At 75.9% G+C, this 6,391-nt stretch carries 5 protein-coding genes; 1 reads left to right on the top strand and 4 read right to left on the bottom strand.

The genetic code is table 11. The features are described 5' to 3' along the window. Positions 1-54 precede the first annotated feature (54 nt). Genes AAHZ94_RS26480 through AAHZ94_RS26470 form a run of 3 tightly spaced genes read right to left on the bottom strand, consistent with a single transcriptional unit; the run spans position 55 to position 3,157 of the window. Positions 55-915 (bottom strand): heme ABC transporter ATP-binding protein, encoded by an 861-nt coding sequence (locus AAHZ94_RS26480; RefSeq protein WP_349995841.1) that lies wholly within the window; start codon positions 913-915, stop codon positions 55-57. Continuing rightward, the gene (locus tag AAHZ94_RS26475; protein WP_349995839.1) at positions 912-2,114 is read right to left on the bottom strand and encodes a FecCD family ABC transporter permease; all 1,203 of its coding nucleotides are present in this window, start codon (positions 2,112-2,114) and stop codon (positions 912-914) included. The genes AAHZ94_RS26480 and AAHZ94_RS26475 overlap by 4 nt, the downstream gene beginning before the upstream one ends. After that, positions 2,111-3,157 (bottom strand): heme/hemin ABC transporter substrate-binding protein, encoded by a 1,047-nt coding sequence (locus AAHZ94_RS26470; protein ID WP_349995838.1) that lies wholly within the window; start codon positions 3,155-3,157, stop codon positions 2,111-2,113. The genes AAHZ94_RS26475 and AAHZ94_RS26470 overlap by 4 nt, the downstream gene beginning before the upstream one ends. Positions 3,158-3,278: 121 nt before the next feature. On the opposite strand from AAHZ94_RS26470, the gene AAHZ94_RS26465 reads away from it, so the two are divergent. Next, the gene (locus AAHZ94_RS26465) at positions 3,279-4,841 is read left to right on the top strand and encodes an HtaA domain-containing protein (protein WP_349995836.1); all 1,563 of its coding nucleotides are present in this window, start codon (positions 3,279-3,281) and stop codon (positions 4,839-4,841) included. Positions 4,842-5,097: 256 nt separating this feature from the next. Here the strand turns inward: AAHZ94_RS26465 and AAHZ94_RS26460 are convergent, their stop codons facing one another. After that, complete coding sequence (locus tag AAHZ94_RS26460) at positions 5,098-6,105, bottom strand: hypothetical protein (RefSeq protein ID WP_349995835.1); 1,008 nt, start codon at positions 6,103-6,105, stop codon at positions 5,098-5,100. Between the last annotated feature and the right edge of the window lie 286 nt (positions 6,106-6,391).

The following is a 6,391-nucleotide window of genomic DNA, read 5'->3' as shown; positions in this document are numbered from 1 at the left end:
GGTGCGTGGCCGGCCGCCCGCGCCCGGCCCGCGGCTCCCGCCCCGCCCGCCGGGTCACCCGCGCCCCGGCCCCCCGTCGCGGCGCGGCACCACCAGCGGCACCCCGGTGCGCGGGTGGGGCAGCACCTCGATCGGCTGTCGGTAGACGTCGGAGAGCAACTCCGCGTCGAAGACCTTGGCCGGTGGCCCGTCGGCGACGATCCGCCCCCGGTGCAGGACGGCGGTGCGATCCGCGTACGCCGCAGCCAGGCCCAGGTCGTGCAGGACGACCACGACCGCGTCGCCGGCGGCGGCCCGCTCCCGGCACACCCGCAGCACCAGCTCCTGGTGGCGCAGGTCGAGGGCGGCGGTCGGCTCGTCGAGCAGCAGCAGGGCCGCGCGTTGGGCCAGCACCCTGGCCAGTGCGACCCGGGCCCGTTCGCCGCCGGACAGGGCACTGAAGGGCCGGTCGGCGAACTCGGCCACCTCCGTGGTCGCCATCGCCCGCGCCACCGCCGGGTCGTCCTCGTCGGCGGCCGGCGTCCCGGCCCACGGGGCGCGGCCCATCCGTACCACCTCCTCCACCGTGAACGGGAAGGAGAGCGCGGCGGACTGCGGCAACACGGCGCGGCGCAGCGCCAGTTCGCCCGCGGTCCAGTCGGCGACCTGCCGGCCGTCGATGCGGACGGTGCCAGAGCCGGCCGGCAGGTCGGCGGCGAGGGCGGCGAGCAGCGTGGACTTGCCGGCCCCGTTCGGCCCGACCAGGGCCAGCACCTCGCCCGCCGTGACGCGCAGCGAGACGTCGGTCAGCACCTGCCGGGAGCCGAGCGTCACCCGCAGGTCGCCGACCTCGGCCGCGAGTTCGCCGGGTGCGGGCCGGCCGGGCACCTGGCGGGCCCGCCCGCCGAGCCGGCTGGCGAGGGTCCGTACGCTCATGCCCAACCTCCTTGCTTACGACGGGTCCTGCGCAGCAGCCAGAAGAAGAACGGGCTGCCGAAGAGCGCGGTGAGCACGCCGAGCGGCAGTTCCGCCGGCTGGGCCACGGTGCGGGCCGCGAGGTCGGCGGCGACCAGCACCACCGCGCCGCCCAGGGCGCTGCCCGGGACCAGGAAACGGTGGCCCGGGCCCGCGGCCATCCGCAGCAGGTGCGGCACCAGCAGGCCGACGAAGGTGATGATGCCCGCGACCGCCACCGCGGCGGCCGTCAGCAGCGCCACCAGCACCACGACGGTCACCCGCAGCCGCTCCACGTCCACGCCCAGGTGCCGGGCGGGGCGCTCGCCGAGGGCCAGCAGGTCGAGTTGGCGGGCGTAGAAGGGGGCGAGGAACAGGCCGGCCAGCGCGCACGGCAGCACCGCGAGCACCTTGGGCCAGGTCGCCTGGGAGAGGCTGCCGAGCTGCCAGAAGGTGATCTGGGTGATCTGGGCGTTGTCGGCGAAGAAGATGAACAGGCCGATCAGCGCGCCGGCGAAGGCGTTGACGGCGATGCCGGTGAGGATCAGCGTGACCACCTCGGTCTTGCCGTCCGAGCGCGAGAGCACGTACACCAGCAGCACGGTCAGCAGCCCGGAGGCGAACGCGCAGGCGGTCACCGTCCAGTCGCCGAGGAAGGTCAGACCGAGCGCGATGGAGCCGACCGCGCCGACCGCGGCGCCGGCCGAGATGCCGATCACCCCGGGCTCGGCCAGCGGATTGCCGAACCCGCCCTGCATCAGTGCCCCCGCACACCCAAGCGAGGCCCCGACCAGCAGCGCAAGCACCACGCGCGGCAGCCGTACGTTCCACAGCACGCTCTCGCCGACCCGGTCCAGCGCGCTGCCGCCCAGGTGCATGCGGTGCAGCGCGGAGGAGACCACGTCGCCGAGCGGGATGTCGTACGCGCCGGTGCCGGCGGCCACCAGGCAGAGCACGAACAGGGCGGCGGCGAGGGCGAAGGTCAGCACGGGGGTGCGGGCGCGCCGGCCGCCCCGCTTGGCGACAGCCGCTTCCGCGCGGGGCGGATCGGCCTGTTGCGGATCGGCCTGTTGTGGGTCGGCTTGCTGCGGGTCGGCCGCGGCGGCCTGCCCGGCGGGGGCCGTCTGCTCGGGGGCGGTGGCCCGCCCGGCCGCCCGTGGGGAGTTGGCGGAGAGCGTCACGAGGCGTCCCCGTACAACTGGTCAACCAGCGAGCGCAGCACCTGGTCGGTGCGTGGGCCGTAGTTGAGCAGTTTGCCGTCGTCGATGGAGACGATGCGGCGGTCCATGCCGGCCGGTGTCTCGGCGACGCCGGGCAGTTTGAGCAGCCCGTCCACGCCGCCGACCGAGTCCAGGCCCTTGGACATGACGAGGATGGCGTCCGGGGCGGCCTTGGCCAGCGCCTCGCTGGTGATCGGCGTGAAGTCCTTCGTCAGGCCGGACTCCTCGCCCGCGTCGACGGCGCCCGCCGCTTCGAGCAGCGAGCCGGCCCCCGAGTCGCGCCCGCCGAGCAGGTAGACGGCGGCCGAGCCGCGCAGGTAGAGGAAGGCGACCCGGGGCGCCTTGCCGTCGGCCGGTCGCTTCATGCCGGCGCGTACCGCCTTGATCCGGTCCTCGGTGCGCTGGCGCAACTCCTTGCCGGCGTCCGGCACGCCGAGCGCGGCGGCGACCGCGTCGATGCGGGTGCCGACGTCGGCGAGCTCCTTGGCGGGCGCGAGGACGACCAGTGGCACGCCGGCGTCCCGGATCTGGTCGATGGCCTCGGCCGGGCCGGTCGTGGTGTCGGCGAGGACCACGGTGGGCTTGAGCGAGAGCACGTTCTCGGCCGAGACGTCGTGCGCGCGCGTGACCACCGGCAACTTCTTGGCCTGCGCGAAGTCGGCGGTCACGTCCCGGCCGACGACGCGGTCGCCGAGGCCGAGGGTGAACACGATCTCCGAGAGCGAGCCGGTGAGCGGCACGATCCGCGCCGCGCTGCGGACGGTGCTGCGGTGTCCGTCGGCCGAGGTGACGGTGGCCGGAAGTCGTGGTGCGGGTGTGTCCTTGAGTGGCTCCAGGGATTCCGCTTGGGCCGCGGTGCGTACGTCCGAGCCCTTGCCCGAGCCCTGGTCACCGCTGGATCCGCCGCAGCCGCCGAGCCCGATCGCGAGCGCCAGCGCGGCGGCGACGGCGGCGACGAGACGCGGGGCGCGGGCGGGGTGCCTCGCCGACTTCCGGTGCTGCACTTTCTCGCCTCTCTGTCGTCTTTGCTGGTCACGCGGTTGCTGAGCCCGGGGGTTCCGACCAGACCATGTCGTAGCTTAGGTTAGCCTTACCTGCATTGCTACGTTCCGGGAGGGGCACCTGATGCTGCCAGCCAGACCCACCCGCGCCTGTGTGCTCGTGCTCATCGCCGGGCTGATCGGCGCGGTCTCACCCGCCACTGCCGCCCATGCGGCGGACCGTTCCGTTTCCGGCGGGCGGCTGGACTGGGGCCTGAAGTCCTCCTTCCAGCGCTACATCACCGGCCCCATCGCACAGGGCAGTTGGAGCCTGGAGGGCGGGGCCGCGACGGTGGGCGAGAGCCAGTTCCGCTTCCACTCGGCGCGCGGCTCCTACGACCCGGCCAGCGGTTCCTTCAGCGCCGCCTTCACCGGCGGGGTGCACTTCGTCGGCCACCGTAAGCCGAACGGCAGCCACGAACTCGACCTGCGGCTGAGCGGCCTGACCGTCCGCACCCCGGGCAACGGCGCCGGCACCCTGTACGCGGACGTGGTGAGCCGGGCCAAGGGCAGCGGCCAGGTGACCCACGCCCGGCAGATCCCGTTCGCCTCGCTCAACCTGTCCGGCGTGAACATGCGCGGCGGCGGCACCGCCGTGGTCCTCAACTCCATCCCCGCCACGCTCACCCCGCGCGGCGCCCAGGCGTTCGCCGGCTACTACCCGGCCGGCACCCAGCTCGACCCGCTCAGTCTGTCCGCCGACATCGCGCGGGCACCTGCCACGGACCCGGCGCCGACGCGCGGCCCGGGGGAGGGGAAGGCCGACCCGAAGCAGGAGGGCGACCGCAAGGGCGAGGAGAAGACCGGGGCGAAGGGCGAGGACGGAGGCAAGGGCAAGGCCACCGACCGGCCCGACGCCCGGGCGGGCCAGATCGCGACCGCGGCCGTCGACTGGGGCGTGCGCCGCACCTTCCGCGAGTACGTCACCGGGCCCATCGCGCAGGGCCGTTGGCAACTGACGCGCGGGGCCGAGGACGGCGGCGCCCTGTTCCGCTTCCCCGCGGGCAAGGGCAGCTACGACCCGCGCACCGGCACCCTGGACGCCACCTTTGCCGGCCGCACCCACTTCACCGGCGCCAAACTCGACCTCGCACTGAGCGGCGTACGGGTCAAGGCGGCCGACGGCCGGGGCACCCTCGTCGCCGATGTGACGACCGCCGGCACCACGCGCGATGCGGTGCCCCTGGTCACCTTCGACGCCGCGGCGCTGCGCACCAGCAAGCCCAAGAACGGCCTGGTCGCCCTGGCGGAGACGCCGACCAGGCTCACCAAGGAGGGCGCCGCCGCGTTCGACGGCATGTACCGCGCCGGCACCGTCATGGACCCGCTCTCGCTCGCGGTGGCCGTCGACGCCGACGCCACCCTGCCGCCCCTGCCCGACCTGGGCAGCGAACCGAGCGCAAGCCCGCAGCCGAAGGGCTCGGCCACCGCCCCCGCGGTCGCCGCCGCCGCTGACGGCTCGGACGGCGGCGACGACTCCGCCGGGCCGTCCACGCCACTGCTGGCCACCGGCGCCGGCGCGCTGCTGGTCGCCGGCGCGGCTGCGGTCGTCGTCGCCCTGCGCAAGCGCCGCGCCGACACCGCGACACCCGCCGCTGCTGACGGTGCGACCCCCGCCGCCGCTGACGGCGCGTCGGGCCAGGACTGATCCGCCGTGCCCCAACCGACCACGGCGCGGGCCCCGTACGACTCAGGCACCCCGTACGACCCATCCGACCCATCCGGCCCGACCAGCCCGGCTGGCTTATCCGGCTCAACGGGCTCAACCGGCTCGCCCCAGCCATCCCGCTTACCCGGCTCGTCGGGTGCGCCGGGCCCCCGTACCGCATCCCGACCCCGCGGCCCCTTGCGCCGCACCGCGGCCCCCCCGGGGGCCCCCCCCCGGGCGGGGCCCCCCCCCGCGGTCAGCGCGGGAGCACGGTCACCGTGGCCGGCTCCCGGTCGACGGACGCGAGGAGCGCGGTCCGTACCGCCGTGGCCTGCCGCTCCAGGTCCGCCCGCAGCCGGCGCGCACTGACCTGGAGCGCCGTGATGCCGAGCCCCTCCAGGTGCAGGCGGCGGCGCTCGTCCTGCGGCCACGGGGCGCTCCCGTCGGCCTGCGGCCCGCGGGCGATCAGCTCGACGGCCACCGAGTGCTCGGGCCAGTACGCGTCCACGGTCCCCAGGTACGCGCCGTCCGGCAGCCGCAGCCCCACGTTCCACAGCGGCTCGGGCAGCCGGTGTTCGCGCACCATCCGGTACAGCAGCCCCTCCGCGATCGCCCGGCCGTCGGCCACCAGGCCCTCCACCGCGTCCACCACGTGCGGCCGGTCGAGCAGCCGGGCCCGGGTCACCTCGCGCACCAGGGCCACCGCCTCGCAGTGCCCGTCCCGTACCGCCTCCACCATCAGCGCGCGGACCGTCGCCGACTCGCTCAAGCAGCCGGCCAGGTCCGCGAGGGCCCGCGGCACCGGGGCGACCGCGAGGCCGGCGACGAAGACCGGGCGGGGCAGCGCGCCGGTGCGCAGCAGGCGGACGTAGCCGGTCGAGTGCGGCCGGTGGGCGTGTGCCACCAGCACGTCGATGCGCTCCAGGGCGGCCAGCGGCGGCACGGTCGCGAACCCGTGCAGGGCGAGCGCGGCGGCCCCGGTCACCAGCGCGGCGGGGCGCCGCCCGGGCCCGGGGGCCGCGGCGTACAGCAGCGCGGCCTCGGCCCGCTCCTCACCGCTGGGCCGCTCCGCGTGCAACAGGTAGACGCCGGGCAGGAGTTGCTGCCACGGCCCGCCGGTCTGCCCGCGCTCGGCGAGCAGGGCCGCGGGCACTCCGTGCTCGCGCAGTTGGCGCACCGTGAGCACGCGGCGCTGGGCGGCGGACAGGTGTCGCAGCGGACGCGGCGATGCGGCGTCGCGCGGGGCCAGGAAGTCATGGGTCATGTCCGGCAGGTTCCCGTGACCGGGAGGCCGGGTCAGCATCGTGACAGAACCGGCAAAAAGTTGGGACAACGTCACATCAATGCGCTGAAGTTCCCTTATCGACTGTCTTTTCGGGTGAGTGGCCGCTCGCCGCATCGGTGGCCGGCGCTCGCCCGGCCCGCAACGCGACGGTGGGGGGGGGGGGGGGGGGGCCGGCCCCCCCCCCCCCGCGCCGCGCGCGGGGGGGGGGGCGCGGGGGGGGCGGGGGGGGCGCGGGCCCCCCCCGCGCCCCCCCCCGCGGCCCCGC

The sequence above is a fragment of the Streptomyces sp. HSW2009 genome, assembly GCF_040240285.1.
GTDB lineage: Bacteria > Actinomycetota > Actinomycetes > Streptomycetales > Streptomycetaceae > Streptomyces.
Note: the sequence above shows the minus strand (reverse complement) of the source record. Positions and strands in the feature narration are given on the sequence as shown.